Genomic DNA, 25,499 nt, shown 5'->3' with positions numbered 1-25,499 from the left:
AATTTCCCTTATTGCATTACATAAAATGATTAAATTTGCCTTAATTGATACTATAATGGTTATGAGCAAAAAAAGTGTTGCCGTTGTTATGGGAGGCTATTCGGACGAATATGTGGTTTCCTTAAAAAGCGGCCAGTTGATCTACGATTCTCTGGACAGAAATCTATATGATGTATACAAGGTGGTTATCCTTAAAGATGAGTGGTATTTTTTAGGTGAAAACGATAAAAAACATGAAATCAACCGCGGTGATTTTTCAGTGACATTAGATAATAATGAAAAGCTGAAATTTGATGCCTGTTTCAACATTATCCACGGAACTCCGGGTGAAAACGGAATTCTTCAGGCTTACTGGGATGCTATCGGACAGAAATATACAGGCTGTGATTTCTATCAGAGCGCTCTTACTTTCAATAAAAAAGATACACTCGCAGTATTGTCAAAATACGGAATTCCTTCTGCCAAAAGCATTTATTTAAGAAAAGGAGAAGCTATCAATACAGACGAAATCGTTGAAAGCCTGGGTCTTCCGGTTTTCGTTAAGCCCAACCAATCCGGATCATCTCTGGGAATTTCAAAAGTGAAGGATAAATCCGGGTTAATTGCCGCTACAGAAATAGCCTTCAAAGAAGATGATGAAATCCTGATCGAAAGTTTCCTGGACGGAATGGAAGTTTCCGTAGGTGTAATAGATTTCAAAGGAGAAACCATCGTTTTGGGAATCACAGAAATTGTTCCTACCAATGAATTTTTTGATTATGAGGCCAAATATGAAGGAGCTTCAGAAGAAATTACCCCGGCAAGAATTGATGATGCTACCAGAATCAGGGTGGAAGAAATTTCAAAAAGAGCTTACAACTCACTGGGTATGAGTGGTTTTTCAAGAAGTGAATTCATCCTTATGGACGGCATTCCTTATATGCTTGAAATGAATACCAACCCGGGATTCTCCCCTGCCAGCATTCTTCCTCAACAGGCAAGACATTATGGAATATCCATCACGGATCTTTGCGGAAACGAAGTAGAAAAAGCACTTAATAAGTAAGGAATGGCAAAATTATTTTCTGTTTTATTATTAATTCCTTTTTTTGCATTGCCCCAGAACTATACAAAAATGATTGATTTAGGCGTTTCCAAAAGTGGTATGGAACCGAAAAGTATTAATTTTTCAACGGATGCCATTTATCTGAATGAAAAAAAATGCTTTAACTATGTCAAAAAAAACGATGTAGTCATTAATAATGAAACGGCTCCAAACTATTTTGAGATTATTTCTCTGGACAATACAACATTATTTTCCGGAATTATTAAAAAAAATGAAAATGGAAATTTTGAAAGCACCATCACGTTCCATCCCATTAAAAAGCTTTATAAAAATTCAAAAATAATAGGAAGAAATGATTTGATTCTGAATCTTTCTTCCAATCAGGTTCTAAATAATAACTGCAGCCTAAATATCAAAAATTTAGAGCTGTTTTACGAAAAATCAAACGAAAACAACTAGAATATGAAAATTGCTGTTTTCCCCGGATCTTTTGATCCTATTACCTTGGGACATTATGATATTATAGAAAGAGCGGCACCGCTTTTCGACAAACTGATTATCGCAATTGGGCAGAATTCCCAGAAAAAGTACATGTTTCCTCTGGAAAAAAGAATGGAATTCATTCAAAACTCCGTCGCCGAATTCCCCAATGTGGAAGTTGACTATTTTGAAGGATTAACGGTAGATTACTGCTTTGAAAAAAATGCACAGTACATCATCAGAGGATTAAGAAATCCTGCCGATTTTGAATTCGAAAAAGCCATTGCCCATACCAACCGGACTCTGGCCCATAAGAAGCTGGAAACAGTATTCCTGTTAACCTCATCCGGAAAGTCTTTCATCAGCAGCAGCATTGTAAGAGAGATCATCAATCACGGAGGAGAATATGAACTGCTGGTACCAGACTCCGTAAGAGTAGAACGATAAGCAATGAGTAATCGGTAATGAGTAATTTGGGCAATATGGATTACAACCAGGTTTTTCGGGAAAGAACTAAGAACTTTTCCATCCTTATAATTAGGTCATTATCTTCATTACCTTATTCTGATGATATTTCCATCATCAGAAAACAAATCATAAGATCCGCTACATCAGTTGCAGCCAATTACAGAGCTGTTTCAAGAGCAAGATCAGAAAAAGAAAAATTTGCAAAAATCTGTATTGTTGTAGAAGAAATTGATGAAACTCAACTTTGGCTCGAAATCATTGAAGAACTAAATTACCTAAGTTCTGAAAAAATGGTATTTTTAAAATCAGAATGTGAAGAGCTCGTAAAGGTTATGACCAAATATAAATTTAGATTATCCCAACTTTAAATGGCATAATTTTTATTACTCATTGCCCATCACCTATTACTCATAAATTATGCACGAACAGTTCAATTTTGCTATAGAAGTACTCGGAACCGTTTCCTTTGCGATGTCGGGGAGTTTTGCAGCAATGCAGAAACGTCTTGATCCGTTCGGGGTACTTATTATTGCTTTCGTTACTTCTGTAGGCGGAGGAACTGTAAGGGATCTTCTATTGGACATTCCTGTATTCTGGATGCACGATCTGCTAACCTGTGCATTAATTCTGGGAACAAGCATATTTGCGATGATTTTTAAATCTATCGAAAAGAATTTCAAGGTAACCCTGTTTATTTTTGACAGCTTCGGGCTTGGATTATTTACCATTATCGGAGTTCAGAAAGGCCTGAATGCCAATATCCATCCACTGATCTGTGTAGCACTGGGTACGATCACCGGATGTTTCGGAGGAATCATACGGGATATTCTCCTGAACCGGATTCCCCTGATTTTCAGGAAAGAAATTTATGCTACGGCATGTATTGTCGGAGGTTCTGCATTTCTTCTGATGACGAAATTCATTCCGCTTTCCTATACATTTATACAGATCTTTACCATTTTACTGATTGTTGCTATCAGAACCCTGGCTGTAAAATATCAATGGCAGATGCCTAAATTCTACGGCTATGATCAAAATTCCGAGATGTAATAATTTACTTTAATAAAATAAAAAAGCACCTGAATCAGGTGCTTTTTTCGTATCGTATATTTTCTTAGAAGAATTTTCCTCTCTGTCTCATATTCGGATTGTGCATGTGTTTCTGCATGGAAGGCATTTTCAGCTGATCTTTCATCATTTTGATCTGGTCTGTCATCATTCCTGCACTGTCCAGTCTTTTTGCCTCTTCAAGAAGTTTCTGCCCTTCCTGTTTTCTTCCTTTGGAAATGGCTGCTGCTGCAAGGTTCAGTGTGGCCATTGCTCTGTCGTGCTTCATATTCAATCCGTATTCCAAAGCTTTTTTCATTAAAGGCTCCACTTTTGCAGGATGTTCCTGAGCCTGTGTTAACCCCAGCAGATAATGGAAATATCCATACTGGGATTTATGCAGCTGCGACTGGTAATTCGTAATTCCTTTCAGCCATTCCGCTGCTTTTTCCATATTCTGCTTTCTCAACTGCCAGAAGGCAAGAAGGATATATTCATTTTTGAAGAACAGTAAAATAGGCAGTGCCGCAAGAAGGAAAACCACGACTCCCCAGCCCAGGCTTCTTGTGAAAATCATCATATAAAGCCCTGAAAGGATAAGAACTGCTGCAATTACAATTTTTATGTACTTATTCATTGTTCAATTTTAAGAGTGCAAAGATAGAAAATTTAGAGGTCAGAAGCTAGAAATTAGAAGTTAGAATTTCACAACTATTTATTCTCAATCCTCTCAAATGTCTGAAAACAAAAATCGTATTGATTTTTTTCATCTTTTTCATGGCAGGTTTCTTCCGTTTTTTTCCAGATTTTCAAATCAATCTTCGGAAAGAATGTATCTGCCTCAAGATCAGCTTTCACCAGAGTAACTTCAAGTTTATCAACAATTTCCATGGTCTGTTCATAAATATTTCCACCCCCGATAATGAATACATTTTCATCAATTTTTTTAGCAAACTTCACCGCTTCCTTAATGCTTCCTACAATCAGAATTCCTTCTTCAAACCAGTCTTTTTTCCTGGAAATAACAATATTGGTACGGTTAGGCAGTGGTTTTCCTATACTTTCATAGGTTTTTCTTCCCATAATTACCGGATGTCCGGAAGTAATATCTTTAAAGTGTTTCAGGTCTTTAGGAAGATGCCACAGCAGTTTATTTTCAAAACCAATCCCGTTCTTCTCTCCCATTGCCACCACTATTGTTGTCATTCTAATAATTTTTTACAAAATTAGCACATAATTTGTATATTTGGTTAGCACAAAAAAATTTAAAAAAATAAACTATGAAAAATAAAGGCTGCCTAAGTGCAGGAACTATCGGTATTGCTCTGCTTATTATTGTAGGTGTAATATTCTTCTGGGGGAAAAACGGGTATAACAATTTTGTTTCGAAAGAACAGAACGTCAACTCCAAATGGTCTAATATAGAAACTGTTTATCAGAAAAGGGCCAATCTTATTCCTAATCTTGAAAATACGGTTAAATCGTATTCAAAGTTTGAACAGGAAACATTGACAAAAGTTGTTGAAGCACGCTCTAAAGCTACTTCTATCAACATTGACCCAACGAATATGACGGAAGCTGATCTGGCTAAATTCCAGGCTGCACAGGGTGAATTATCCGGAGCGTTAAGCAGGTTAATGGCTGTAGTGGAATCTTATCCGAACCTGAAAGCTGACCAGCAGTATATCAACTTCCAGAGAGAGTATACAGCAATTGAAAACAGCATCAGAACCGAAACGGTTTATTATAACGATGCTGCCAAAGATTATAATACAACGATCAAGACCTTCCCGAATAATATTCTGGCCAATTTTACCAACTTTAAAGAAAAACCTTTCTTCAAAGCTGAAGCCGGTGCTGAAAAAGCTCCAGAAGTATTTAAATAATGAACCGTTTTCTGACAAATCAGCAAATTGATTCCCTTGTGGAAACCATACAGTCGGCAGAACAACATTCTACAGGCGAGATCCGGGTACATATTGACTCGAACACAGAAGCTGAAAACGCACAAACTGCATTTGAAGTTTTCAAGGAACTCTGCATGAATAAAACTGCCGACAGGAATGCTGTGCTTTTCCATGTGAATTTCGAACAGAAATATCTCACCATTATCGGCGATATCGGGATTCACGAGAAAGTACACCAGTCGTATTGGGATCACCTGCACGACTACATCGCTGCTGAATTTGCCAAAGGAAACTATTATAAAGCCTTAAAAAGCGGCATTCTGGAAACCGGCCTTGAATTAAAAAAATATTTTCCTGTTGAAGGAGAAAATCCCAACCAGCTCTCCAATGAAATTACGTTCTCTTAAAATAGTATTTTCATTTATACTTCTCTGCTTTTACACTTTTGTATCTGCACAGTACACTATTCCGCAAAAACCGGCGGTCCTGTACCCTGTGTTTGATCAGGCAGGGCTGCTCACCCAACAGGAAAAAGATGAACTGAACAATAAGCTCATCAAATTTGCGGACTCTACTTCCACAGAAATTGAGGTAATTATTATTCCTTCTACAAAAGGGGAAGACGTTAATTTCCTGGCAACCATGTTCGGTGAACAATGGAAAATCGGAAAAAAAGGAGTTGACAATGGTGTTGTTTTCCTGATTGCTACAGAAGACCATACAATGTCTATCCAACAGGGAAGAGCTGTTGAACAGTATCTCACGGCTTCTGTTTCAGGACAGATTCTTGATTATATTGTTACTCCCAATTTCAGGCAGGGGCAATGGTATGAAGGGATCAATCGTGGTACCTCAGCAATTATGGAGGCTGTTCAGGGAAAATTCAAACCTGTAGAAGATACAGCACCTTCCGGTAATGGAAGTGCGTTTAAAATCCTGATCATTGCTTTTGTTATCTTCATTCTGCTGGCCATTATTTTTGGTAACAGAGGCGGAGGACGTGGCGGCGGCAATAATGATGACGATGATGTGATCATCACCAGAAGAGGACGCAGAAATTATCCCGGTGGATTCTTTCCATTCCCGGGCAGCTTCGGAGGAGGCGGTTTTGGTGGCGGAAGTTCCGGTGGTGGCGGAGGATTTGGCGGTTTCGGTGGTGGAGGCAGCTTTGGAGGCGGTGGTGCTTCCGGAGGATGGTAATAGAATATAACGAACATTCAATATAATCGGGCTGATTGCCCGATTTTTTTATGTAATACATTAAAATTAAGTCGCTTCTTTGCTTTATTTCAATGTTATATTAATTTTATATATTAAAAAATTAATAAAACCTCATAAAATCCGTTTTTTATTCATTATTTTTTCATTATATTTACTGAAAACAGGCTTATGAAGAAGACGCTGGTAGTTTTTGCACATCCTTATTTAGAGCACTCAAACTCAAATGTGGAGCTCATGAATTTCTATGTCCGCCACCAGCATTATACCCTCAGGGATCTTTACGAAGAATATCCCGATTTTCACATTGCCGCCTTCAGGGAAAGAAAAAGATTAAAAAACTACGACCGTTTTATTTTCCAGTTCCCATTAATATGGTTTGGAATACCACCATTGCTAAGATTATGGATTGACGAAGTCTTCGATAGAGACTGGCTGAAGGAAGGGGAAAGCAACCCATTAGAAGGAAAGGAGGTCTATATCCTCATAACAACAGGTGGAAAAGAAAGATCATTTAATAAAAACGGAACTTATCAATATACTGTAGAGGAACTGATCAGTGGACTTATTGTTTCTTTACAGGTTTTTAAAGCTAATATCAAACACATTAAAATCGTTTACGAAGCCAATAAACTAAGCAAAAAAGACATTATTTTACATAAGAAAGAATTTACAGAACTACTCAATCAATAATATATGGAGTCCAGTTTAGCGATGAATACGTTAATTTTCTTAGGTGTGGCCATTATTATGGTTCCGCTGGCCAGAAAATTGGGACTAAGTTCTGTAATCGGGTATATTCTGGGAGGCATCATTATTGGCCCATATGTTCTGAGGCTTACCGGAAAAGATGTTAACGACATTATGCATGCCAGTGAATTTGGGGTGATTATGCTTCTTTTCTTAGTAGGGCTGGAACTTGAACCCAGAAAATTCTGGGAAATGCGGAAGAAGATCGTGGGTCTTGGTCTTACACAGATGCTCCTTTCTATTTCACTTCTCTTCCTGGTTTTCATCATTGCCGGGTGGAGAATTGATAAAGCCATTGCTATTGCGATGTGCTTTGCACTTTCTTCTACTGCCATTGTGCTCCAAACGCTTCAGGAAAAAAATAATTTTAAAACTATGGCCGGAGAAGCTTCCTTCTCTACTCTTCTGTTTCAGGATATTGCCGTGATTCCTATTCTGGCCATTCTTCCGGTCATTGCCAACTATAAAGCAAGCCATCATAATAATGATATACAGATACTGATCCAGAAACTTCCACAATGGCTGCAGGCGGGTACGGTGATTTTAGGGGTAGCCATCCTGATTCTTTTGGGAAGATATGTGTTTGTTCCTTTTTTAAGATACGTTTCAAAGTCAGGCATGACGGAATTGCTTACAGCTTCCTCATTATTTTTAGTGATTGGAGTTTCTGAACTGATGGTAGCTATAGGACTTTCGCCCGCGCTGGGAGCTTTCCTTGCGGGGGTAATGCTTGCTAACAGTGAATTCCGGCATGAGCTGGAAGCGCAGATCAATCCGTTTAAAGGATTATTATTAGCGGTATTTTTTGTAAGCGTAGGCTCTACAATCAATTTTAATATTATTCAGCAGGATCCTCTGTTTATTTTTTCTACTGTTTTTGCAGTATTAGCTGTTAAATTTGTTGTTCTGTATGCTATCGGAAAGTTCTTCAGGATTGATACTCCGCAGAGTTTGTTTTATGCATTTGCCCTTTCCCAGGTTGGAGAGTTTGCATTTGTTTTGATCAACTATGCATCGGATCTTTATCTTCTGAGTCCGGAACTCAACGCGCAGATGATGGCTGTTACGGCAATTACAATGTGTATTACACCTATTCTTCTGATCATCAATGACAAGTTCATTACGCCCAAGTTTATTCAAGAAATCCCTGATTCAGATAATGATTTCAGTATTCTAGACAATACTATAAGCCAGAAAAAGATCATTATTGTTGGTTTCGGACATTTTGGGAGTACGGTAGGACGTCTTTTAAAGGCAAACAAAATTTCGGCAACGGTTCTGGACCGGGATTCTGATCGTGTAAAACTGTTGAGAAGCTATGGTTTTAAAGTATATTACGGAGATGCTACAAGAATTCCCATTTTAAGGGCTGCAGGAATTGAAGACGCAGAAATTCTGGTGCTCTGTCTTGATGATTCAGACGATAATAAATTTATTGCCGACCTGGTAAGAGAGCATTATCCGAAAGTACGGATTTTCGTAAGAGCTAAAAACAGGATTGATGCTTACAATTACCTCAACAACGGTATTGAAAATATTTACCGCGAAACATTAGGAACTGCCGTAGATATGGCTGTAGATGTCCTTCATGAAACCGGAATGAGAAAATATGCGGCAAGGCGCCTGGGACAAAGGTTTATGGCTATAGATAAAGCATCGATCAGAAGGCTGGCTAAGGCGAAAGAAGATGATGAGATACTTCTGTTTACTACAAAAGAAATCCTCCAGCGAGAGGAGGAATTGTTAGCCTATGACAATCTTAATTTTGATAACAGGAATTGGGAAGGATCCTCATCAGTGGATGAAGAAAATGATGAGGAAACTTCACATTAGTTTATTGAATACTTACACTTCCACCGCTGCTTTCCTGCTTGGTTACATTTTTAAGCTCTCCTCTTTTAGAAATATCTACACTTCCTCCGGACGAAGCTTCTGCATTAACTGACCATGCAGCACTGATCTGAACACTTGCACCACTGGAAGCTTCAGCCTTTACGTTATCTGCAACAACTTCTTTTGCAGAAATACTGGCAGCAGATGAAGAAGTGATGTCTGCATTCTTCGTTTTTCCGGAAATATCAATACTGGCTGCAGAAGAAGCATCAACATCAAGATCTACGGCCCATACTTTTCCGCTGAAACTGCTGCTGCTGTCCGCCGAAATATCAAAATCGTTCGCTTCCAGATCCCCGGAAACACTTGAAGCACTCGATATTTCAATACCCATCTTATCCTGTGTAAATTTATCTTTGATACTGATGCTCGCCGCAGAATTGGCAATAAGTTTTGTGAAATCTTTGGTATAGATCCGGGCCTTCACATGATGATTATTCATAACCCTGATCCCACTTTTATAATGGATATGAAGTTTTCCTCCGCTATTGTCCACAAGAATTTCATTGATAATGTTTTCCGGTGCAGAAATGACCACTTTTTCAGTTTCAGATTTAATTATTTCAGCACTTATAGCCTGGGAAACTTCAATTTCATCAAAATCTCCATTAAAGGTTTTCTCTTTTACCGGGCCGCTTTCTTTGTCAATTACTTTATCTGCCCAGTCGCTATGACTGTTATTATTCTCGTTGTTTCTTCTATTATGATTTTCATTGCATGAGGTTATCAGTGCGAAGGCTGAAAATATAAAAAGGGTTGTTGATTTCATGTTTACTGCTTTTATAAATTAAGTTTTAATTATCTTTATACTTTAATAACAACTAATTTATGAAAAATATTTCATCGGTATTGTTAATTTCTGCGCTGGCACTTAACCAATCTTGTACTACAATGAAGAAAACCGATATTCAACAGGAGGCTCCTGTTACCGATCCATCCTTATCTTCGAACCCTTTTATGAAGAAAAGCAAGCTTCAGTATGAGGCTCCGGAATTTGATAAAATTAAAAATGAACATTTCAAACCTGCTTTCGATTTCGGACTTAAACAGCACGATGCTGAGATTTTAAAAATCGCCAACAATCCGGAAGCTCCTACTTTTGAAAACACAATTGTTGCTTTGGAAAAAAGCGGCGAAGTTCTAAAAAGAGCCACTATTGTATTTTCCAATCTTACAAGTGCAAATACAAATCCTACCCTTCAGGCTTTGGATGAGGAATATGCTCCTGTTTTCGCAGCACATTCTGATAAAATGTACCTGAATGAAAATTTATACAAAAGAATCAAGGCCATCAAAGAAGACGGTTTAGATGCTGAAAGTAAAAAACTTGTACAATATTACAAACAGAATTTTGAAATTGCAGGGGCTAATCTTTCTGCTGCAGACAAAGAAAAACTTAAGCAGATCAACCAGGAACTTGCCTCACTTTCTACACAGTATGCCAACAAATTGCTTGAAGCGAGAAAACAGGGAGGTGTATTTTTCTCTGATGCAAAGGAACTGGACGGACTTTCCGCCGATGAAATCGAAGCTGCAGCAACTGATGCTAAAACCGCAGGACAACCGGGAAAATATCTTCTCGCCCTTCAAAATACAACTCAGCAACCTCTTCTTCAGAATTTGAAGAACAGGGCAACAAGAGAAAAACTGTTCAAAGCATCATGGCTGAGAGCTGAAAAAGGTGATGGAAACGATACCCGTGAAACGATTGAAAAATTAGCCAAATTAAGACTTAAAAAAGCTCAGATTCTTGGCAAGAAAAGCTTTGCCGAATGGAAACTTCAGGACCAGATGGCTAAAACGCCTGAAGCAGCAACCAAATTAATGAACCAGATTGCCACTCCTGCTGTAGAAACGGCAAGACGTGAAGCCAAAGATATCCAGGACCTCATCGACCAGCAGAAAGGAGGCTTCAAGGTAGAACCGTGGGACTGGAACTTCTATGCAGAACAGGTAAGAAAAGCCAAATATGACCTTGATGAAAACCAGATCAAACCATATTTTGAGGTGACTACTGTTCTGGAAAAAGGAGTTTTCTATGCCGCTGAAAAATTCTATGGGCTCACTTTCAAAAAGAGAACTGATCTTCCGGTTTATCACCCTGACGTGGTAACTTACGAGGTTTTTGACCACGACGGAAAATCTATTGCCATTTATTATCTGGATTTCTACACAAGAGATTCTAAAAACGGGGGTGCATGGATGAGCAACTTTGTAGAGCAGTCTTATCTTTTAGGAACAAAACCGGTAATCGTAAACTGCTATAATTACCAGAAACCGGCTCCGGGAAAACCTTCTCTGATCAGTTATGATGATGTTTCTACCATGTTCCATGAATTCGGGCATTCTATCCACGGAATGTTTGCAAGCCAAAAGTATCCTTCACTTTCAGGAACAAGCGTTCCGAGAGACTTTGTAGAATTCCCTTCTCAAATCAATGAACACTGGGCATTAGATCCTGTGGTTCTGAAAAATTATGCCATCCACTATGAAACAAAGCAGCCTATCCCTCAAACTTTAGTGGAAAAAATTAAAAAAGCAGCTACTTTCAATCAGGGATATATGACTACAGAACTTGTTTCTGCCGCCGCTCTCGATATGGACTGGCATACAGTGACGAATGAAAGCCAGCTGATCCCTGTCCTGGACTTCGAAAAACAATCATTATCCAATCATGGATTTACTTTAGCAACAGTACCGCCAAGATACCACACCCCTTATTTTGCCCACATCTGGGGCGGAGGATATTCTGCAGGGTATTATGCTTATTTATGGTCTGAAACCCTTGACAATGATGCATGGGAGTGGATCAAAAATAATGGAGGGCTTACAAGAGAAAATGGAGACCGTTTCAGAAAATATATTCTTTCTGTAGGAAATTCCGTAGATCTTAATCAGGCATTCAGAGATTTTACAGGACATGATCCGGATATCAAGCCTTTATTGAGAAACAGAGGTTTTATAAAATAAATTTTACAGGAAGCATTCGAAAGGGTGCTTCTTTTTTATAAGTTTTGGCTAAAGCCGATGAAATGGTTTTGTTTGATCAAATGGGCTAAAGCCCATTTCTATTAAATAAAAACGTAGAAGTTCTAACATAGCCTTTTATGTGTCGGACTAAGATTTCATGGATAAAAATCTTTATTTTTGTGTTCAATAAAAATTTAAAATATGAACTGTCCATGCTGTTCGGGAAAATCTTATGAAGAATGCTGCAAGCCTTACCACACCGGAGAAAAACATGCTCCTTCCGCTGAAGCTTTAATGCGTTCCCGGTTTTCTGCATTTGCGATTCCGAATGGAGAGTATTTAATGGAAACCACATCTCCGGCTAAAAGACAGTTTCATAATAGAAAAGATCTTCAGGAATGGGGTGAAATTAATAGGTGGACAAAACTGGAAATTATAGATAAGCCTTCTGTGAGCAAGATTGAATTTAAAGCCTTCTATACTGATGAGGAAGGTCATCAACACATTCATCATGAATTATCAAAATTCAAAATGATTCAAAACCGCTGGTTTTATGTAAGCGGGGAATTTTTGGAATAAATAAAAAATGTCCGAGAAAATCGGACATTTATATTTTAGTGAGCATCTGTTCCATCAATTCCATGAGCATGGCCATGGGATAATTCCTCTTCCGTTGCCGGACGTGTATTTAAAATTTCCACCTGGAAATCCAAAACTTTTCCAGCCATTGGATGGTTAAGGTCTACGATTACAGCTTCTGCCGTTACCTCTATTACAAATGCCTGGAAATTATTCCCCTGATTATCAGACAAAGGCAAAATGGCTCCAATAGGCGGAGTTCCGGATTCTTTGAACATATCAATTGGTAATTGAGCAATGGCATCAGGCTGTTTTTCACCATAAGCTTCTTCAGGCTGAATTACAAAAGCTGCTTTATCACCTGCTTTCAAACCAAGGATATTTTGTTCAAATTTTGGAATCATCATTCCCACACCATACAAAAATGTAAGTGGATTTTCTGCTGTTGTTTCTTCTACAAGAACTTTACTTCCATCTTCTTCGATGGTATGCAGTATGTACTTTACAGCTACAACATGGTTGTTTTCAATTGTCATATTTTTTATTTTTTTCGTGATTTTCTTCACGATTAACAGCACAAATATACTCTTTTTGATTGTTTAAGAAAGTTCAAAAAGAATAATCTTAAAGCAATATCCTACTTTCCAGGCTTTTTTTCGTCCCGTTTTTTCTGTCTCAGAACAAACAGATACAGGCTTTCCACTTTTGTTCTTGCCCACGGGGTTTTTCGCAGAAATTTCAGGGAGGAACTGATGCTTGGGTTATCTGTAAAACACTTTATATTAATCTGCTCCCCGAGCTTCTCAAAACCTTCATAGTATTCTACCAGCTCTTCAAGAATAGCATCGAGTCTTTTACCGTGTAATGGATCTTTGGACGGTTCCTGCATTGTTATTTTTTTTGTAAAATTAGAATATTATAAGTTGATATGAAAATTTCCTTTTTCAGCTACAATTAGTTCTTTACCGGAAAACAGCACATTCAATTGGCATTATTTTAAAAGATTATTTGTTTGCTTTTAATTACATTTGAACAGCAAAATATTTCTCATTTGAAAAAACTCTGGCCACATATCATTCTTATTCCTTTGTTGCTTACTATTCCTGTAGTTTCTTCACCGGATTTTGACGGGACGCTTTCTGTTTTCAGGGTTTCGCCCTTTCAGCGGGAATTTATCCGTTTTGTTCTGGTCATTATTTTCTTTTATATCAATCTCAATATTTTTCTTCCGAAATTGTATGGCAGAAAAAAATATGGAATCTTTGCTTTCTGCATCATACTGAGTTTTGGAATTATGGTTTTCCTTCCTTATTATTTAACTTCCCAGAATATTTTTATTTCAGAACCTTCTTCAATGAGAATGGGGCCTCCTGAAATGGGAGCTTTGCCGGATAGCAATATGCCTTCTCCGAGAGGTGATATGCCTCCAAATAGAAATCCGGTTCCCCGAAATGACGGTTCCTATTACCAGATGATATTTGCCTCGGCACTTCCCTTTTTGTTTTCTTTTTTGTCTTCGCTTTTCATTTACCGGAATATGGAGAAAAAAGAACTGGAAAGGTCAAAAGCCAGGGCTGAATTATTAAATTTAAAATATCAGCTTCAGCCTCATTTTTTATTCAATATTCTCAATTCTGTGTATTCATTGGCGCTGATGAAATCAGATGATACCCCGAATGGGATTTTAAAGCTTTCCAATGTGATGCGGTATGTAGTTCAGGAAAGCAGTAAAGATTTCGTTGAGCTGAACAGGGAAATAGAATATTTAAAAGATTATATAGCCCTGCAGTTGATCAGAACAGACAACAGTCTTGATTTTACTTATGCGGAAGAAGGAAATACGGAAAATCTTCAGATTGCTCCTTTTATTTTGGTTAATTTTATTGAAAATGCCTTTAAATATGGTTTTAATGCAGAAGAAAATTCGAAAATATCTATTAAAATTACAGTAAAGGAAAAGACTTTAGATTTTCATATCTTTAATCATATTGTCAGCCGGAATACTGCCGGAGACAACAGCTTGAAGATTGGAATGAAGAATACGGTTGAGCATCTTAAACAGGTATATCCTGAAAAACATAGCCTGGATATCCGTAATGACGGGAAAAGTTTTGATGTTAATTTAAAAATTGATTTAAGCTGAATATGATAAGAGCCATTGCTTTGGACGACGAAATTCTTGCCCTGAAGATCATCGAGAATTATGCAGAAAAAATTGAAAATCTTTCTCTGGAAAAGATCTTCAATATACAGAGTGATGCCCAAAAGTACCTTAATAAGTTCCCTGTTGACCTCATCTTTCTGGATATTGAAATGCCGGCAAAAAACGGAATGGACTTTTATAAAAACATTTCCCAGCATACCAAAGTTATTTTTACAACCGCCTATTCAGAATATGCCGTAGATGCCTTCAGCATTAATGCTGTAGATTATCTGTTGAAACCTTTTTCTTTTGAAAGATTTAAAACGGCTGTTGAAAAAGTAAAAGTAAACGCAGCAACTGATGATGTAGCCTATCTTTCTATCCGTGCGGATTACAAACTCCACAAAATCAATTTCAATGATATTGTTCTGATTGAAGGTCTGGATGACTATATCCAGATTCATTTGAAAGATCTTCCCAAAATCACAGCCCGCTCTTCAATGAAAAATATTATGGAGAAACTTTCCGAGAAGGATTTCATCAGGGTCCACCGTTCCTATATTGTACCTGTCAGCAGTATAAAAACCGTTGTGAACCGTAATATTCATATCGGTGATTTTGTTATTCCCATCGGTGATACTTATAAGGATATGGTGATGGCTATCGTCAATAAATGACTCTTTCTCCCAGGCTCAGCCCTTCATTTTCCGTTAGAAATATTCTTAACGTTTCTTAAAAACAGGGCATTAACCGACACATTTCACCCGTTTACCTCATAAATTTCAGTGACGTTTATTTTCAAAATACATTTGGATTAAGAAATTAAAGATTTATATCTATTGTCTTCTGATTATTAACCCTAAAAGCACGTATTATGAAAACAATCAACAGAAAAGACTTTTTGAAAAGCCTGGGTTTAGCAGGAGTAACGGCAGTTGCAGCACCTATTTTAATCCATTGTTCAAGTGATGATGATGTGATTACCTCATCCACCACGGATTCTTCAGGTTCTTCTACAGGTTGCTCTGTAACCAATTCTGAAACCGAGGGACCTTTTCCTACCAAAACACCTTCAAGTCTTGTACAGAGTAATATTGTAAGCGATAGAACCGGTGTTCCTTTTACCATTACCCTTACCATTCAAAATGTTAACGCGGCCTGTGCCAATCTTCAGGGAGTATTGGTTGACATCTGGCATTGTGACAAGGAGGGCAACTATTCCGAATATGGTGGAACGGGAATGCAAACGACCAATTATACGTCTGTACACTTTTTAAGAGGAAGACAAACCACAGATTCCAACGGGCAGGTGAATTTCACTTCTATTTTTCCGGGTTGGTACAATGGAAGAGCCACTCATATCCATGTACATATTTACAGTGCTTCCGGACAGTCACTTCTGGTTACCCAAATTGCTTTTCCTGAGGGAAGTGGCAGCGCAGTAGCCCTGGTAGCAGAAAGCGCAGGCTACAAAAGCCTGACCGGATATACCTATAATGCGAATGATAACGTGTTCAGTGACGGAACCTCCAACGAAATGTCCAGTATTTCGGGAAGTGTAAGCGGAGGTTTCGCCCTGACCCATACCATAAAGGTTTCAGCCTGAGAACCATTAATTATTATCATTCCGCACACGCACAGATCACGGAAGATTCCATATATATGAAGTGTTATATCAAAAGCAGATATCTGTGCTGTGCGGACTATTAATCCTGAAATAAATTGTCATGTTAGTTCAAAGTCCTTCAAGAATTTTTAAATCCGACCTGTCTGTATGGAAAAGAGAAAGATCATGTTTTACCCATACCATAAACATGGCCAATGAAACTGCGTTAAGAAAGGTATCCGAAATTGTACTGGATGAAAATGGAGACGGCCAATTTTACTATCAAAAGAACAGCAGCATCCTGGTAATGGTTCTCTATGGCGAAACTCTGATCAGTGGCTTTACAGAACCTTTTACAGCAGGCCAGATTCTTACGCGGCTGACTAACGAAAATGGAACACTGAGTTTTAAAAACAATCTCAGGGATGAAAAAACCGACATACTGATTCTTGAATTAAAAAATAACAGTGCTGAAAATTCTTTCTCTGTAGAAGATCTGGAATTCAATGAGCGAAATGCTTTGCTTCAGATCTCGGAAAATCTTGGGTATCCCAATTTTGCAGGTCTTTATAATGGGAGAAAAGAGCAGGAATATATTCTTCAGAAAAAAGAAAGAGCTATATTCGGAATGGTGATTAACGGGGCTTTTGAATTTCAAAACAGGTTAATGGAAAACAGAGACGCTATCTTTCTTCAAGAGGTTGAAATCCTGGAATTTGAAGCCTTAAGTGAAAATGCACTTCTGATTCTTCTGGAAGTTTGATATAACTATTATTGAATAAATGTCAGATACTTTTTTCATATCATTTTGTATTCAGGGCAGATATTGAAAACTGCCCTTTTTATTAAAAATTCAGGAACATGAAAGCTAAAATAAAACTTGCCTTCCGTATTGTGATAGACCGGAATTCTTCAATTCCCTGGGATCAGTACGTCTTTGAAGACACCTATTTTGAATATAAGATCCAGCATCAGGTTTTTGATGATCAGGAAAATCCTGTAAAAAACTACTGGGAACTTTTAGCTAAAAATCCACATGCGGAAAAAATTCCTTTTCTGCTGAGTTCTGCTGCGGCCAATTATGTTTCCCAACTTCACGGTGTCATCAGAAGTTTACCTGATGTTCTGGGAAATACATTTTTTCCTTTTGAAAATTTCAAGCTGGATCTGGTGAGTTCTCATACGGAAGATCCTTCAAAGCATAAGATTGGACTTACCTTTTACACTCCTGAACTTTTTCTGATTGATATTATTGACGGCAGATATCTTTTGAGCCGTGGAACCACAGAAGGAAACAGCTTTGAAACTTTCATGCTTGCATTTCATCCACAAGTGGCAATAACTTATTACAGCCCTTTGTAAGTTTAATATAAAAACCCTCCGCTGAGCAATTCAACAGAGGGCTTATTTTATAGACTTTGAATGACCGGTTTTACTTTTTCACCGAACAATTCAATAGATTTCATCATGACATTATGAGCCGGATCACCAACATCCATATGCCCGACAAATCTTGTGATCCCAAAAATCTCTTTCATATAGGCAATCTTGTCTGCAACTTCTGCCGGGCTTCCGATGAATAAAGCACCTTCCCTGCTTCTTCCGCCATCATACTGCATTTTGGTGTAAGGAGCCCAGCCCCTTGAAGCCCCTATCCTGTCCATCTGGGATTTGTAATTATTGAAATATCCGTCTGCAACAGCCTGATCATCACTTACAAATGTGTGAGAATGAATAGCAATCTGCATTTCAGCTACATTATGCCCTGCTTTCTGATATTCCTGTTTGTAAAATTCTACCAGATCTTTAAACTGTACGGGCATTCCGCCAATGATGGCTACCACTAAAGGCATTCCCAGTTTTGCTGCACTTAAAACAGATTGCGGTGTTCCTCCTACAGCTCTCCAGATTGACAGTTTTCCGTCATTTTTTGCTCTTGGATAAACAGTCTGATCCTTCATAGGTGCACGAAGTTTTCCCGACCAGGTTACGTTTTCCTCAGAATTGATCTTTAAAAGCAGTTCCAGTTTTTCATCGAAAAGTTCTTCGTAGTCATTTAATGAATAACCGTAAAGTGGAAACGATTCTATAAAGCTTCCCCTTCCGACGAATATTTCTGCTCTTCCGTCCGAGATCAGGTCTAACGTTGAAAAGTCTTCATATACTTTTACAGGTTCTGAAGAACTTAAAACCGTTACCCCGCTTGCCAGCTTTATATTCCTGGTGATGCTTGCCGCAGCGGCCAACACTATTTCCGGTGATGAAACCGCATAATCCGGACGGTGATGCTCTCCCATTGCAAAAACATCAATTCCTACCTCATCCATTAATTTTACCTGATCCAGTATTTCGCGGATCTTAACTCCCGCATCTCTATATTTTCCGGTTGCCTGATCAAAAGCCAGATCACCAAACATTCCTATTCCTAATTCCATATTTTTAAATTTTAGATGAACAAAATTACGGATCAGAAAAACCAAAAACATTGATGAATGTTAAGAATGAAACAACGACTCTTTCTTTTACTTTTTAACCAGGACAGGAATGCAAAATTGATGTTATAAGTTTTTCAAAGACCATGCTATGACATTAGCCATGAAGATTCCTACGCCCGAATTGTTACCGTTTGAAGAAACAGGATCACATTTCAGAGGTTTTCTTCCTCTTGTTCCGCCTACTGAAGAGGCTGTCATACATGCCGGACCGCTGTTATTGGTTCCTCCAAAAAAAGGAGCTCCATCAGCAAATACGAAAACATTTTTATTTTTTATTTTGAATGCACCTACTTTTGAAGTGGCCTGAGGCAATCCTCCCACCAAACCATCGGCAGCTATAATCTGCACATTGGCACTGGTACTTAATTTAGCATAGGAAAATGAATTAGATGAAGCAGCATGATCCACAAACCTGTGCAGCCCTGCCTGCAATGTTCCGAATGGACCGGTTATAAAAGAAGCGTTAAGCGGATCAGTAGTTATATAAAAGCATGGTGCAGCTGCATTGGAATCTCCATTAGAACCTACACTGGCAACAATATCGGAAGCTGTGAGGGTAATATCACCGATAAGCTGGGTAAGCAGCGAGAGTTTTCCTGCCTGTGTAAATCCTTCGGTAAAAAAATAAAGATGCTTCCCCGGAGTATTGGCAAAGGTTACCAGAGCTGTTATTTCGGCAGCGCTCAGATCAAGACCTGGACGATAAGAAACTCCTATAATATTATAGTCCTGGAAATTAAGACTTGCAAAATCTGTATAGGGTCTTTTTTCCGGAACCAATGAAGAGCCGTCCGTCTGAATGGTAGACGAGGGAAAAGGCCCGAAATTATCAAAGGAATTAAAGAAATCTGTAAATACGGGTGTGGCAAAGGTAAATGTGGCATCCTGTTCGTAGGATAATAATTTCACACCGGAAAGTGGCGGGATATCGGTGTCTTCTTCACATAAAGAGACCCATTTGGTTAAATTCCAGAATTCGTAGCATTTATTGTCTGTATTATAAATCCATAATCCACCTACAGCAGGATCTGTACCAGGTGATATGGCATCTCTCTGTGCTGTTGTTAGCCTGGGAAACAATACTCCTGTATTGTTATTTTTAGACAGTATATCCAATACGGATTTTGGATTAGGAACATTAGTATTAATGCCTACCTGAGCATATGTTGTAATACCAAAAAAGATTGATAATACTACAGAGAATAAATACTTTTTCATATTATTTACATTTCAATGTTATTATCAATAAAAATACATAATTATTAAACATAAATAACACATAATATAAAAATATTAATAGATTATAACTATTCATAACAGGAATTATCAATATATTTTACAATAACAAAGGTCCAGCTTAAGCTGGACCTTTGTTATTATTTTTTAAGATACTGATCAAAATAATCCGTTACCTTCTGCATCAGGTGAACCCTGTCTTTCCCGATTACATTATGCGGATGTCCCGGATATATAAAATAATCCAGCTGTACTCCATTGTCTACAGCAGATTTAATGAATTTGACGGAATGCTGCCATACCACCACGTCGTCCTGTGCACCGTGGATCATCAGTAACTTTCCTTTTAAGTTCTGAACTTTATCCAGAAGACTCGCTGTGGCATATCCCTGAGGATTTTCCTGCGGTGTATCCATATATCTTTCACCATACATAATCTCATACATCTTCCAGTCGATTACCGGACCTCCCGCTACTCCTACTTTAAATACATCCGGCTTACGAAGCATAAAGCTTGTAGTCATGAATCCGCCAAAGCTCCATCCATGAATCCCCATTCTTTCAGCATCTACATAAGGAAGGGATTTTAAATAATCCACACCTTTCATCTGGTCGTTCATCTCGGTAGTTCCCAGGTTTCTGAAAACAGCCTGCTCAAATTTCAGTCCGCGGTTGGCAGAACCTCTTCCATCCATTGTAAAAATAATGTATCCATTCTGAGCCATATATTCGTACCAAAGATTTCCTGAGGCAGGGAAAGTATTAGTCACTAGTTGCAAGTGCGGACCATTGTAGAGGTAAACGATAACCGGATATTTTTTACCTGCATCAAAGTCTGTCGGAAGGATGATTTTTCCATAAAGCGGAGTTCCGTCATCAGCTTTTAATTCAACATTCTTAATTTCAGGTCTCTGGTAATTCTTCAGTGTATTGTCAGCTGTAAGAATGTTGGTTGATTTTGCCGTTCCGGTATTGATAATATTAACAGATCTAGGTGTTCCGGCATTGCTGTAGGTATCATACAGATAATTTCCGTCACTGCTCAGGATTCCTGTGTGTACACCGGCTGCATCATCCATGCGTTGTATTTTGAAGCTTGCCCAGTTGATCTTATATAAATGTTTTTCAAGAGGCGTTTCTTTTGTAGAGGTGAAATAGATTTCTTTTTTCTTTTCATTAAAGCCTAAAATATCCGTTACCAGCCAGTCTCCTTTGGTAATCTGGGCAACCAGCCCTTTTTCAAGGCTGTAGTGAAACAGGTGATTATATCCTGTTCTCTGACTCTGCCAGATAAAATCCGTATTGGAATTCGGGAAAAAAGTAAGCGGATGCTGAGGCTCCACATATTTATCGCTGGTTTCTTCAAATAAAGTTTTTACCAGGTTTCCTGTAGCTGCATCGTACTGGTTCATCTTTAAGTGGTTCTGTCCACGATTCAGGACTCCCACAAAAATATACTTTGAATCCGGGCTCCAGGTAATAGCCGTTAGATACTGATCTTTTTCACCTTCAATTGTAAGGAATGTGGTCGATTGATTTTTAATATTATACACTCCCAATGTTACTTCATGGGATTTCTGGCCCGCCATCGGGTATTTGATGTTATGGTTTGCTGCAGGTGTCACAGACCAATCAATCACAGGATAATCTGCCACCATTGTTTGGTCCATCCTGTAGAATGCTACGGCTTCTGAATTGGGAGCCGGGAAAATTCCGGTATCAATTCCGAATTCATTTCTGTGGACCGCTGAACCTCCGTTGATGATATTTTCATCAGAATCATTAGTTACAGCAATTGTTTTTCCGTTTTTATTGACATATAAATTATTCTTTACCGTAAAAGCAAAAGTCTGGTTATCTCCGAACATTTTCACGTTGGAAGCATTTCCATCCACCGAAGCAGCTGTTTTTACCTTCCAGTCGTTTCCTGATTTTTCAATCCAGAACATTTTATCATTTGCATTGAAATAGCCGTTTGAATTACCCGTGAATTTGATCTGAGGCACAGCTTTTAATTTAGCATCAGAAAAAGATCTGTTCAGCTGGGTTAAAGACACTAAGGTATCCTGCTTATTCGTTTTAAGATCGGTGATCAGATATCCGCCTTTTACAGCCTGGATATATGATTTACCATCTGCAGCCCATGAAAACTGGGATATATTTTTCACGGCAAGATTGGTTCTCAGTCCGTTTACTGCCTCCGCCATTGTAAATTTCTGGGTCTGTGCTATGGCGGAACCACCCAGAACCAGCATCAATAAAGAAAATCTATATAATTTCATTGTATAAAATTGAATTCTTCAAAAATAAGAAATAAAAATCATCCGTTAATAAATGTTAAAATAAAACATTCATAAAATAGGATTAATGTATTGATAAAAATAAATTCTTAACTTAATAGTAGTTTTCCGGAAGAAGAAACAGTTGAAATTACGATTTCAAGAGGTGAATTGCAAATCAAAATTGAACGATTCACATTAAAACAGGAGTTATTTCATTTCTTAACCTAAATCAATGATTTGTATATGCTCTCTGCTATAAATTTGCAGTATCAATAACAAACAAAAAATACAATACAATGGCAACACAATGGAACCTAGACCCAACGCATAGTGAAATTACCTTCAAAGTAAAACATATGATGATTTCTAATGTAAAAGGAAGCTTCAGAACTTTCAATGCTGAAATTGAGGCTGAAGATGACAGCTTTGCCAACGCTAAGACTACAGCTACCATCCAGACAGATTCTGTATTCACAAATAATACAGACAGAGATAACCATTTAAAATCTGCCGAGTTTTTCAATGCAGAACAATACCCTACTATTTCTTTTGAGTCTCAGGCTCTAAATGATAAAGTAACAGGAAATCTTACGGTAAACGGTATCACTAAGCCTATCACTCTGGACGTAGACTTCGGAGGAATCAATGTGGATCCGTGGGGAAATACAAAGGCAGGTTTTTCTTTTGAAGGAAAAATCAACAGAAAGGATTTCGGACTTAACTGGAACGCAGCTCTTGAAGCAGGTGGTGTAATGGTAAGTGACGAAGTAAGAATAGCCGGGGAATTACAGTTTGTAAAACAGGCATAACACAAATGAATCCGGAAAATATCCCGGATATCCATACAAAATTAAAACATACAAAAGGTTCAGGGATTTTCTAAAAGCCTTGAGCCTTTTTCAATCATTATCTATTTATGAACCTCAACGATCTGCAAAACATCAGTGAAAATTTCGGGAATACCCAAAGAATGCCGGTTTTATTTCTCGGACATGGCTCACCGATGAACGCTATTGAAGAAAACCAGTTTGTACAGGGCTTCAGAAAAGCAGCTCAGGAAATTCCCACTCCTAATGCTATCCTGTGTGTTTCTGCACACTGGTATACCCGGGGAACTTTTGTAACCGCAATGGATATGCCGAGAACGATCCATGATTTCGGAGGTTTTCCCAAAGCTTTATTTGATGTGCAATATCCGGCCCCCGGAAGTCCTGAATTAGCCAGAGAAACGGCTGAGCTTTTGGTGCCAATTTTGGTGGAAGAAGATCATAACTGGGGACTTGACCACGGTGCATGGTCCGTAATCAAGCATATGTATCCGGATGCTGACATCCCTGTGATCCAGCTAAGCATAGATTACACCAAACCTCCGCAATATCATTTCGATCTTGCCAAAAGATTGAATAAACTCCGCGAAAAGGGAATCCTCATCATCGGAAGCGGAAATATTGTTCATAATCTCCGGCTGATTGACTGGAAAAACATTGATACGGTTGGTGCCGGCTGGGACTGGGCTGTAGAAGCAAGGGAGAAAACCAATAACTGGCTCCTTGACGGAAATTTTCAAAATATTATAGATTATCAGAAACAGGGAACATTCCTGCAATACGCAGTTCCTACACCGGATCATTATCTTCCTCTGATTTATACACTGGGATTAAAAGATCAGAGTGAAAATCTTTCTTTATTTAATGATGAACTGATTGGAGGATCTTTAAGCATGACGAGTGTAAGGATAGGATAACCCGTGTTTTATTAAAGAAAGTCTGAAACCGGAAGAGGAAAGTTTTTATCTTCAACAACTCCCCTTTTCCGGCTTCAGACAAATATATCCTACTGTACAGCTTTCAGAACATTGATGTTTCCGTAGCCGTAGCTTGAATTCACAGTTGGATAATAGGTCGCGGACTGTCTCATTTTATTCAGTACCTGCTCTCTTGTCCATGAAGGATTTTTAGCCCAGACAAGGGCAGCAATACCGGCGGTAGCAGCGGTAGCTACTGATGAACCTCCTACATAATCAGCCTGGTTGTTATAGTAACTTAAAACCGGAACCGTATTTCCGTTGGCTCTTTCCATCTGGAAGGTAAAATCGATCTGGCTTCCTGAATGGCAGACATCACATTTCTGATTGGAAGTTCCTTCTTTAACTCCGGTTACAGCCTGAGTTTCGGACATACTTGCCGGGAAAATAACACCTACGAAATTGGTGAAGCTGGTAGAAGTTCCTCCTGCGCAGAAAATCAGTTTTCCTTTAGAATATGCATATTTCACTCCGTCTTCAATCTTTCCTACTGAAAAGATGTGTCCCATTGACATAGAAATAATCTTTACACCGGTATTATTGGCAAGGTCAGTAAATGCTGTTTTTACTCCGTTTTGCTCACTGGAAGTTTCCAATACCACGTTGGAAGCTGCCCGATAAGTTATTAAGTTGGCGTTGTAAGCAACTCCTACAGGAAGCCCTGCATTATTTTTCGGGGCTGCCATTACGGAAGCCATTTTGGTTCCGTGTCCGCACTGATCAGCCGGCCCGTCTGTAGTGGAACCGTTGACGTATGATCCAAACTTACTGATTGTTCTTCCCGATGATGCTCCGGTATTAAAACTGCTTCCCAATAAGGTTTGCTCCGGTGAAACTCCCGTATCAATCAGCCCTATGGTAACTCCGGCACCTGTGCTGTAGCTCCATGCACTTGGAATATTGTGCTGGGTGAATGCCCATGGAATTTTGGCATTTGGTGTAGTGGTGGTGTAGTCTGCTGCATTTAAAGCAGTGGATTCAAATCCGCAGCCCGATGAAGAACCGCTTGATTTTGCATTGGGATTAGTACTATTTTCTATTTCAAAATAATGGTAATCTCCCGGCTCCACATAACGGATGGTTTTCATTTTTCTTAGTGCTGTTATAGTCTCCTCCTTTTCTATGAGAACATCCACCTGATTGAGATACTGATCTGAAGAAATTAAAAATCTAGTTTGTTCAACTCCTTCCTGCTTTTGGATAGCATCCAGGATTTCAGCCTCCATCATTTTATTGTTTACCGAAAGACTTCTGTCAAAATCATCCTTAGAAGACCCGAAACCGATAGATACCATTCTGTTCCCCCTGAAAACAGCACTCCAGAGAAGATGGTCTGAGGCATTTTTCCAGTTAAAAGTTCCGGTATTCTTAATGGTACTGTTAATTTCCGCATTGATCTGCTTTCCTGTTAAAGGATCTTTCTGAACAGCTTCAATTCCCGGATTCTCATTTTGAAATTCATCCCTGCTGCACGAATTCAAAACAAAGAACAGTGCCAGAAGGTAAAATACACTTTTTTTCATAGTTTTAATTTTATGGTTTGAAACCACAATATACCACTTTAAGGTGATTTAAA

At 38.5% G+C, this 25,499-nt stretch carries 28 protein-coding genes; 19 read left to right on the top strand and 9 right to left on the bottom strand.

Going from position 1 to position 25,499, the window contains the following annotated elements; all coding sequences use genetic code 11:
• Nucleotides 1–61 precede the first annotated feature (61 nt).
• The 5 genes from HNP36_RS16300 to HNP36_RS16280 are packed head-to-tail and all read left to right on the top strand — an operon-like array spanning nt 62 to nt 3,043.
• Complete coding sequence (locus HNP36_RS16300) at nt 62–1,045, top strand: D-alanine--D-alanine ligase (protein WP_184166885.1); 984 nt, start codon at nt 62–64, stop codon at nt 1,043–1,045.
• Nucleotides 1,046–1,048: 3 nt separating this feature from the next.
• The gene (locus HNP36_RS16295) at nt 1,049–1,504 is read left to right on the top strand and encodes a hypothetical protein (protein ID WP_184166882.1); all 456 of its coding nucleotides are present in this window, start codon (nt 1,049–1,051) and stop codon (nt 1,502–1,504) included.
• Between the two features lie 3 nt (nt 1,505–1,507).
• Nucleotides 1,508–1,972 carry a pantetheine-phosphate adenylyltransferase gene (gene coaD, locus HNP36_RS16290; protein WP_027373487.1) on the top strand — a complete coding sequence of 155 codons (465 nt, stop codon included), beginning with the start codon at nt 1,508–1,510 and terminating at the stop codon, nt 1,970–1,972.
• 35 nt (nt 1,973–2,007) lie between these two features.
• Nucleotides 2,008–2,361 (top strand): four helix bundle protein, encoded by a 354-nt coding sequence (locus tag HNP36_RS16285; protein WP_184166879.1) that lies wholly within the window; start codon nt 2,008–2,010, stop codon nt 2,359–2,361.
• 49 nt (nt 2,362–2,410) lie between these two features.
• Entirely contained in the window at nt 2,411–3,043 is a 633-nt protein-coding gene (locus HNP36_RS16280; RefSeq protein ID WP_184166876.1) for a trimeric intracellular cation channel family protein, read from the top strand.
• Between the two features lie 64 nt (nt 3,044–3,107).
• On the opposite strand, the gene HNP36_RS16275 is transcribed toward HNP36_RS16280, so the two are convergent.
• Both HNP36_RS16275 and HNP36_RS16270 read right to left on the bottom strand, forming a co-directional pair.
• Complete coding sequence (locus HNP36_RS16275; protein ID WP_184166873.1) at nt 3,108–3,677, bottom strand: DUF2892 domain-containing protein; 570 nt, start codon at nt 3,675–3,677, stop codon at nt 3,108–3,110.
• A gap of 74 nt (nt 3,678–3,751) precedes the next feature.
• Entirely contained in the window at nt 3,752–4,246 is a 495-nt protein-coding gene (locus tag HNP36_RS16270) for a dihydrofolate reductase (RefSeq protein ID WP_184166870.1), read from the bottom strand.
• A gap of 74 nt (nt 4,247–4,320) precedes the next feature.
• Between HNP36_RS16270 and HNP36_RS16265 the strand changes: the two genes are divergently transcribed.
• From HNP36_RS16265 to HNP36_RS16245, 5 genes are all read left to right on the top strand, one after another.
• The gene (locus HNP36_RS16265; RefSeq protein ID WP_048508801.1) at nt 4,321–4,926 is read left to right on the top strand and encodes a LemA family protein; all 606 of its coding nucleotides are present in this window, start codon (nt 4,321–4,323) and stop codon (nt 4,924–4,926) included.
• Nucleotides 4,926–5,354 (top strand): TPM domain-containing protein, encoded by a 429-nt coding sequence (locus HNP36_RS16260; RefSeq protein WP_184166866.1) that lies wholly within the window; start codon nt 4,926–4,928, stop codon nt 5,352–5,354. The genes HNP36_RS16265 and HNP36_RS16260 overlap by 1 nt, the downstream gene beginning before the upstream one ends.
• Nucleotides 5,335–6,147: a TPM domain-containing protein gene (locus HNP36_RS16255; RefSeq protein WP_184166862.1), complete on the top strand. Its 813-nt coding sequence runs from the start codon at nt 5,335–5,337 to the stop codon at nt 6,145–6,147. Before HNP36_RS16260 ends, HNP36_RS16255 begins: the two co-directional genes overlap by 20 nt.
• Before the next feature lie 189 nt (nt 6,148–6,336).
• The gene (locus HNP36_RS16250) at nt 6,337–6,858 is read left to right on the top strand and encodes an NAD(P)H-dependent oxidoreductase (protein ID WP_184166859.1); all 522 of its coding nucleotides are present in this window, start codon (nt 6,337–6,339) and stop codon (nt 6,856–6,858) included.
• 3 nt (nt 6,859–6,861) lie between these two features.
• Complete coding sequence (locus HNP36_RS16245; RefSeq protein ID WP_184166856.1) at nt 6,862–8,748, top strand: monovalent cation:proton antiporter-2 (CPA2) family protein; 1,887 nt, start codon at nt 6,862–6,864, stop codon at nt 8,746–8,748.
• A gap of 1 nt (nt 8,749) precedes the next feature.
• Here the strand turns inward: HNP36_RS16245 and HNP36_RS16240 are convergent, their stop codons facing one another.
• On the bottom strand, nt 8,750–9,577 hold the full coding sequence (locus HNP36_RS16240; RefSeq protein ID WP_184166853.1) for a head GIN domain-containing protein: 828 nt from the start codon (nt 9,575–9,577) through the stop codon (nt 8,750–8,752).
• Between the two features lie 59 nt (nt 9,578–9,636).
• Between HNP36_RS16240 and HNP36_RS16235 the strand changes: the two genes are divergently transcribed.
• Both HNP36_RS16235 and HNP36_RS16230 read left to right on the top strand, forming a co-directional pair.
• Nucleotides 9,637–11,778, top strand: a complete 2,142-nt coding sequence (locus tag HNP36_RS16235; protein WP_184166850.1) for a M3 family metallopeptidase — start codon at nt 9,637–9,639, stop codon at nt 11,776–11,778.
• A 201-nt stretch (nt 11,779–11,979) separates the two neighbouring features.
• Nucleotides 11,980–12,357 carry a YchJ family protein gene (locus HNP36_RS16230; protein WP_184166847.1) on the top strand — a complete coding sequence of 126 codons (378 nt, stop codon included), beginning with the start codon at nt 11,980–11,982 and terminating at the stop codon, nt 12,355–12,357.
• Between the two features lie 35 nt (nt 12,358–12,392).
• Here the strand turns inward: HNP36_RS16230 and HNP36_RS16225 are convergent, their stop codons facing one another.
• Nucleotides 12,393–12,893 carry a peptidylprolyl isomerase gene (locus tag HNP36_RS16225; protein ID WP_184166844.1) on the bottom strand — a complete coding sequence of 167 codons (501 nt, stop codon included), beginning with the start codon at nt 12,891–12,893 and terminating at the stop codon, nt 12,393–12,395.
• A 101-nt stretch (nt 12,894–12,994) separates the two neighbouring features.
• The gene (locus HNP36_RS16220) at nt 12,995–13,246 is read right to left on the bottom strand and encodes a VF530 family DNA-binding protein (protein ID WP_184166841.1); all 252 of its coding nucleotides are present in this window, start codon (nt 13,244–13,246) and stop codon (nt 12,995–12,997) included.
• Nucleotides 13,247–13,408: 162 nt separating this feature from the next.
• On the opposite strand from HNP36_RS16220, the gene HNP36_RS16215 reads away from it, so the two are divergent.
• From HNP36_RS16215 to HNP36_RS16195, 5 genes are all read left to right on the top strand, one after another.
• The gene (locus HNP36_RS16215; RefSeq protein ID WP_184166838.1) at nt 13,409–14,500 is read left to right on the top strand and encodes a sensor histidine kinase; all 1,092 of its coding nucleotides are present in this window, start codon (nt 13,409–13,411) and stop codon (nt 14,498–14,500) included.
• Between the two features lie 2 nt (nt 14,501–14,502).
• The gene (locus tag HNP36_RS16210; protein WP_184166835.1) at nt 14,503–15,177 is read left to right on the top strand and encodes a LytR/AlgR family response regulator transcription factor; all 675 of its coding nucleotides are present in this window, start codon (nt 14,503–14,505) and stop codon (nt 15,175–15,177) included.
• A gap of 197 nt (nt 15,178–15,374) precedes the next feature.
• Complete coding sequence (locus tag HNP36_RS16205; RefSeq protein ID WP_194304157.1) at nt 15,375–16,106, top strand: intradiol ring-cleavage dioxygenase; 732 nt, start codon at nt 15,375–15,377, stop codon at nt 16,104–16,106.
• Nucleotides 16,107–16,227: 121 nt separating this feature from the next.
• Nucleotides 16,228–16,869: a hypothetical protein gene (locus HNP36_RS16200; RefSeq protein WP_184166832.1), complete on the top strand. Its 642-nt coding sequence runs from the start codon at nt 16,228–16,230 to the stop codon at nt 16,867–16,869.
• 98 nt (nt 16,870–16,967) lie between these two features.
• A complete protein-coding gene (locus tag HNP36_RS16195) occupies nt 16,968–17,468 on the top strand; it encodes a hypothetical protein (RefSeq protein ID WP_184166830.1) in 501 nt (166 codons plus the stop codon).
• Between the two features lie 47 nt (nt 17,469–17,515).
• On the opposite strand, the gene HNP36_RS16190 is transcribed toward HNP36_RS16195, so the two are convergent.
• The 3 genes from HNP36_RS16190 to HNP36_RS16180 all read right to left on the bottom strand — a co-directional run bounded on the left by HNP36_RS16190 (nt 17,516) and on the right by HNP36_RS16180 (nt 22,119).
• Entirely contained in the window at nt 17,516–18,541 is a 1,026-nt protein-coding gene (locus tag HNP36_RS16190; RefSeq protein WP_184166827.1) for an LLM class flavin-dependent oxidoreductase, read from the bottom strand.
• 123 nt (nt 18,542–18,664) lie between these two features.
• Nucleotides 18,665–19,819, bottom strand: a complete 1,155-nt coding sequence (locus tag HNP36_RS16185; protein ID WP_184166824.1) for a hypothetical protein — start codon at nt 19,817–19,819, stop codon at nt 18,665–18,667.
• A gap of 158 nt (nt 19,820–19,977) precedes the next feature.
• The gene (locus tag HNP36_RS16180) at nt 19,978–22,119 is read right to left on the bottom strand and encodes a S9 family peptidase (RefSeq protein ID WP_184166821.1); all 2,142 of its coding nucleotides are present in this window, start codon (nt 22,117–22,119) and stop codon (nt 19,978–19,980) included.
• Between the two features lie 296 nt (nt 22,120–22,415).
• On the opposite strand from HNP36_RS16180, the gene HNP36_RS16175 reads away from it, so the two are divergent.
• Nucleotides 22,416–22,928 carry a YceI family protein gene (locus tag HNP36_RS16175; RefSeq protein ID WP_184166818.1) on the top strand — a complete coding sequence of 171 codons (513 nt, stop codon included), beginning with the start codon at nt 22,416–22,418 and terminating at the stop codon, nt 22,926–22,928.
• Nucleotides 22,929–23,035: 107 nt separating this feature from the next.
• Complete coding sequence (ygiD, locus tag HNP36_RS16170; protein ID WP_184166815.1) at nt 23,036–23,863, top strand: 4,5-DOPA dioxygenase extradiol; 828 nt, start codon at nt 23,036–23,038, stop codon at nt 23,861–23,863.
• Nucleotides 23,864–23,952: 89 nt separating this feature from the next.
• On the opposite strand, the gene HNP36_RS16165 is transcribed toward ygiD, so the two are convergent.
• Nucleotides 23,953–25,446 carry a S8 family peptidase gene (locus HNP36_RS16165; protein ID WP_184166812.1) on the bottom strand — a complete coding sequence of 498 codons (1,494 nt, stop codon included), beginning with the start codon at nt 25,444–25,446 and terminating at the stop codon, nt 23,953–23,955.
• Nucleotides 25,447–25,499: the final 53 nt, after the last annotated feature.

The organism is Chryseobacterium shigense (genome assembly GCF_014207845.1).
Taxonomy (GTDB): domain Bacteria; phylum Bacteroidota; class Bacteroidia; order Flavobacteriales; family Weeksellaceae; genus Chryseobacterium; species Chryseobacterium shigense_A.
The sequence above is the reverse complement of the archived record's forward strand: the minus strand, read 5'-3'. Positions and strand labels throughout refer to the sequence as shown.

What these genes read in the sequence shown, in the direction of transcription:
- HNP36_RS16300 (WP_184166885.1), top strand. Translation starts at nt 62, where the DNA reads ATGAGCAAAAAAAGTGTTGCCGTTGTTATGGGAGGCTATTCGGACGAA.
- HNP36_RS16295 (WP_184166882.1), top strand. Translation starts at nt 1,049, where the DNA reads ATGGCAAAATTATTTTCTGTTTTATTATTAATTCCTTTTTTTGCATTG.
- coaD (WP_027373487.1), top strand. Translation starts at nt 1,508, where the DNA reads ATGAAAATTGCTGTTTTCCCCGGATCTTTTGATCCTATTACCTTGGGA.
- HNP36_RS16285 (WP_184166879.1), top strand. Translation starts at nt 2,008, where the DNA reads ATGGATTACAACCAGGTTTTTCGGGAAAGAACTAAGAACTTTTCCATC.
- HNP36_RS16280 (WP_184166876.1), top strand. Translation starts at nt 2,411, where the DNA reads ATGCACGAACAGTTCAATTTTGCTATAGAAGTACTCGGAACCGTTTCC.
- HNP36_RS16275 (WP_184166873.1), bottom strand. Translation starts at nt 3,677, where the DNA reads ATGAATAAGTACATAAAAATTGTAATTGCAGCAGTTCTTATCCTTTCA.
- HNP36_RS16270 (WP_184166870.1), bottom strand. Translation starts at nt 4,246, where the DNA reads ATGACAACAATAGTGGTGGCAATGGGAGAGAAGAACGGGATTGGTTTT.
- HNP36_RS16265 (WP_048508801.1), top strand. Translation starts at nt 4,321, where the DNA reads ATGAAAAATAAAGGCTGCCTAAGTGCAGGAACTATCGGTATTGCTCTG.
- HNP36_RS16260 (WP_184166866.1), top strand. Translation starts at nt 4,926, where the DNA reads ATGAACCGTTTTCTGACAAATCAGCAAATTGATTCCCTTGTGGAAACC.
- HNP36_RS16255 (WP_184166862.1), top strand. Translation starts at nt 5,335, where the DNA reads ATGAAATTACGTTCTCTTAAAATAGTATTTTCATTTATACTTCTCTGC.
- HNP36_RS16250 (WP_184166859.1), top strand. Translation starts at nt 6,337, where the DNA reads ATGAAGAAGACGCTGGTAGTTTTTGCACATCCTTATTTAGAGCACTCA.
- HNP36_RS16245 (WP_184166856.1), top strand. Translation starts at nt 6,862, where the DNA reads ATGGAGTCCAGTTTAGCGATGAATACGTTAATTTTCTTAGGTGTGGCC.
- HNP36_RS16240 (WP_184166853.1), bottom strand. Translation starts at nt 9,577, where the DNA reads ATGAAATCAACAACCCTTTTTATATTTTCAGCCTTCGCACTGATAACC.
- HNP36_RS16235 (WP_184166850.1), top strand. Translation starts at nt 9,637, where the DNA reads ATGAAAAATATTTCATCGGTATTGTTAATTTCTGCGCTGGCACTTAAC.
- HNP36_RS16230 (WP_184166847.1), top strand. Translation starts at nt 11,980, where the DNA reads ATGAACTGTCCATGCTGTTCGGGAAAATCTTATGAAGAATGCTGCAAG.
- HNP36_RS16225 (WP_184166844.1), bottom strand. Translation starts at nt 12,893, where the DNA reads ATGACAATTGAAAACAACCATGTTGTAGCTGTAAAGTACATACTGCAT.
- HNP36_RS16220 (WP_184166841.1), bottom strand. Translation starts at nt 13,246, where the DNA reads ATGCAGGAACCGTCCAAAGATCCATTACACGGTAAAAGACTCGATGCT.
- HNP36_RS16210 (WP_184166835.1), top strand. Translation starts at nt 14,503, where the DNA reads ATGATAAGAGCCATTGCTTTGGACGACGAAATTCTTGCCCTGAAGATC.
- HNP36_RS16205 (WP_194304157.1), top strand. Translation starts at nt 15,375, where the DNA reads ATGAAAACAATCAACAGAAAAGACTTTTTGAAAAGCCTGGGTTTAGCA.
- HNP36_RS16200 (WP_184166832.1), top strand. Translation starts at nt 16,228, where the DNA reads ATGTTAGTTCAAAGTCCTTCAAGAATTTTTAAATCCGACCTGTCTGTA.
- HNP36_RS16195 (WP_184166830.1), top strand. Translation starts at nt 16,968, where the DNA reads ATGAAAGCTAAAATAAAACTTGCCTTCCGTATTGTGATAGACCGGAAT.
- HNP36_RS16190 (WP_184166827.1), bottom strand. Translation starts at nt 18,541, where the DNA reads ATGGAATTAGGAATAGGAATGTTTGGTGATCTGGCTTTTGATCAGGCA.
- HNP36_RS16185 (WP_184166824.1), bottom strand. Translation starts at nt 19,819, where the DNA reads ATGAAAAAGTATTTATTCTCTGTAGTATTATCAATCTTTTTTGGTATT.
- HNP36_RS16180 (WP_184166821.1), bottom strand. Translation starts at nt 22,119, where the DNA reads ATGAAATTATATAGATTTTCTTTATTGATGCTGGTTCTGGGTGGTTCC.
- HNP36_RS16175 (WP_184166818.1), top strand. Translation starts at nt 22,416, where the DNA reads ATGGCAACACAATGGAACCTAGACCCAACGCATAGTGAAATTACCTTC.
- ygiD (WP_184166815.1), top strand. Translation starts at nt 23,036, where the DNA reads ATGAACCTCAACGATCTGCAAAACATCAGTGAAAATTTCGGGAATACC.
- HNP36_RS16165 (WP_184166812.1), bottom strand. Translation starts at nt 25,446, where the DNA reads ATGAAAAAAAGTGTATTTTACCTTCTGGCACTGTTCTTTGTTTTGAAT.